This is a genomic window from Sphingomonas bacterium (assembly GCF_903644135.1).
GTDB lineage: Bacteria > Pseudomonadota > Alphaproteobacteria > Sphingomonadales > Sphingomonadaceae > Sphingomonas.
In genome coordinates, this window is the sequence record NZ_CAHJXA010000376.1 from 1 (window position 1) to 2,587 (window position 2,587).

General features: G+C 70.6%; 2 protein-coding genes. Both read left to right on the top strand.

What is annotated here, in order from left to right:
* Nucleotides 1–1,437: MATE family efflux transporter (locus HUU96_RS14725; protein ID WP_254605259.1), on the top strand; the 1,437-nt coding region annotated here is incomplete at its 5' end.
* Between the two features lie 41 nt (nucleotides 1,438–1,478).
* Nucleotides 1,479–2,465, top strand: a complete 987-nt coding sequence (hemB, locus tag HUU96_RS14730) for a porphobilinogen synthase (protein WP_174293484.1) — start codon at nucleotides 1,479–1,481, stop codon at nucleotides 2,463–2,465.
* Nucleotides 2,466–2,587 lie beyond the last annotated feature (122 nt).

A 2,587-nucleotide genomic window follows, 5' to 3' on the forward strand; every position in this document is an offset into this window, starting at 1 on the left:
AGGCCCGCCCAGCGCGACCTCACCACCGGCGCGATCGCGCCGACGCTGCTCGCCTTCGCGCTGCCGACGCTCGGCTCCAACATCCTCCAGTCGCTCAACGGCTCGATCAACGCGATCTGGGTCGGGCGCTTCCTGGGCGAGAGCGCGCTGGCGGCGACCAGCAACGCCAACATGATCATGTTCCTGATCTTCGGCGGCGTGTTCGGCTTCGGCATGGCGGCGACGATCCTGATCGGCCAGAGCTGGGGACGGCGCGATGCGGAGGCGGCGCGGCGCGCGTTCGGCTCGGCGATCGGGCTGGTCGGCCTGGCGGCGATCGTGTTCGGCGCGCTTGGCTGGATCTTCACGCCTGACATCCTGCGCGTCCTGGCGACGCCGGGCGATGCGATGGCGGAGGCGCAGACCTATCTGCGCGTCATCTTCCTGGGCCTGCCCGCATCGATGCTGCTGGTCCTGATGTTCATGGGGCTGCGCGGCATCGGCGATTCGCTGACGCCGTTATGGTTCATGGGGCTGGCGGTGCTGATCGACGGCGGCCTCAACCCCGTCCTGATCCGCGGCCTCGGCCCGGCTCCGCGCATGGGTATCGCCGGCTCGGCGACGGCGACGCTGACCGCCAATGTCGTCGCGGTGTGCGGGCTGGCGGCTTACATCCATCTGCGCGGCCTGCCGCTGCGGCTCAAGGGCGCGGAGCTGCGCTACCTGCTGCCGCAGCCGGCGCTGGTCCGCGCCATCGTCGGCAAGGGGCTGCCGATCGGCGCGCAGATGCTGGTGATCTCGGTGGCGGGGCTGGGCATGGTCGGGCTGGTCAACCGCAACGGCGTCGAGACCACCGCCGCCTATGGCGTCACCCAGCAGCTCTGGGCCTATGTGCAGATGCCGGCGATGGCGATCGGCGCGGCGGTCAGCGCCATGGCGGCGCAGAATATCGGTGCCGGGCGATGGGACCGCGTCGGCCAGGTGACCCGCGTCGGCCTGTTCTACAATATCGTCCTCACCGGCACGATCGTGGCCCTGCTGCTGGCGTTCAGCCATCCGGTGCTGAGCCTGTTCGTCGGCGCGGATAGCCCGGCGCTGCCGATCGCGCGGCACATCAACCTGCTCGCCACCTGGGGCTTTGTCCTGTTCGGGGCCACCATGGTGCTGTTCGGCGTCGTGCGCGCGAACGGCGCGGTGTGGGGGCCGCTGATCATCCTGACCATCGCCATGTTCCCGGTCCGGCTGGGTATCGCGCTGACGATGCGGCCGGTGATCGGCGTCGACGCGCTATGGTGGAGCTTCCCGATCGGGTCGGCGACGACGATCACGCTGGCCACGCTCTATTACCGGTACGTCGATTGGCGGCGCGGCAGGATGGTCGTGCCGCCCGCGTCGGAGGACGGCGAGCGCAGCCACGCTGATCCAGAGCCGGCCGGCACCATGCAGGCGGTCGCCTAGCGCGCTTGCGGGCGGGCTGCCGATCCGCCACATCGCCGACCATGTCCTATCCCGCGATCCGCCTGCGCCGCACCCGCGCGAGCGCCTGGAGCCGCCGCCTCCATGCCGAGACGGTGCTCACCCCCGCCGACCTGATCTGGCCGCTGTTCGTCTGCGAAGGCGACGGGGTGGAGGAGCCGATCGCCAGCCTGCCGGGCGTATCGCGCTGGTCGGTCGACGGCATCGTCGCGCGCGGGCGGGAGGCGCGCGACCTGGGCATCCCGTGCGTCGCACTGTTCCCCAACACGCCGCCGGCGCTGAAGACGGAGGATGGGCGCGAGGCGCTCAATCCCGACAACCTGATGTGCCGCGCGACCGCCGCGCTGAAGGCGGCGGTGCCCGAGATCGGCGTGCTGACCGACGTCGCGCTCGATCCCTATACCAGCCACGGCCATGACGGGCTGGTCGACGCCGCCGGCTATGTCGTCAACGACGCCACCGCCGACCTGCTGATCGCCCAGGCGCTGAACCAGGCCGCGGCCGGCGCGGACATCATCGCGCCGAGCGACATGATGGACGGCCGCGTCGGCCTGATCCGCGCCGCTCTGGAGGGAGCGGGGCACCACAATGTCCAGATCATGAGCTACGCCGCCAAGTACGCCAGCGCCTTTTACGGCCCGTTCCGCGATGCGGTCGGCAGCCGTGGGCTGCTCAAGGGCGACAAGAAGACCTACCAGATGGACCACGCCAACACCGACGAGGCGCTGCGCGAGGTCGCTCTCGATCTGGCAGAGGGCGCGGACACGGTGATGGTCAAGCCGGGGCTGCCCTATCTCGACATCGTCCGCCGGGTGAAGGAGCGCTTCGACGTGCCGGTGTTCGCCTATCAGGTGTCGGGCGAGTATGCGATGATAGAGGCGGCAGCCGTGGCCGGTGCAGGCGACCGCGACGCGCTGGTGCTGGAGACGATGATGGCGTTCAAGCGGGCCGGCTGCTCGGGGGTGCTGACCTATTATGCGGCGCACGCGGCGCGGCTGCTCGCCGGCTGAGCCGCGGATCAGCTACCCGGCAGCGCCGCCTGCATCACGGCGACCGCCTGCGCCTCGCGGTCGGTTTCCGCCGTCGCCCGGTCGCGCAGGGCGTCGAGCGCCGGGTAGGTCGGCAACAGCTT

What these genes read in the sequence shown, in the direction of transcription:
- hemB (WP_174293484.1), top strand. Translation starts at nt 1,479, where the DNA reads ATGTCCTATCCCGCGATCCGCCTGCGCCGCACCCGCGCGAGCGCCTGG.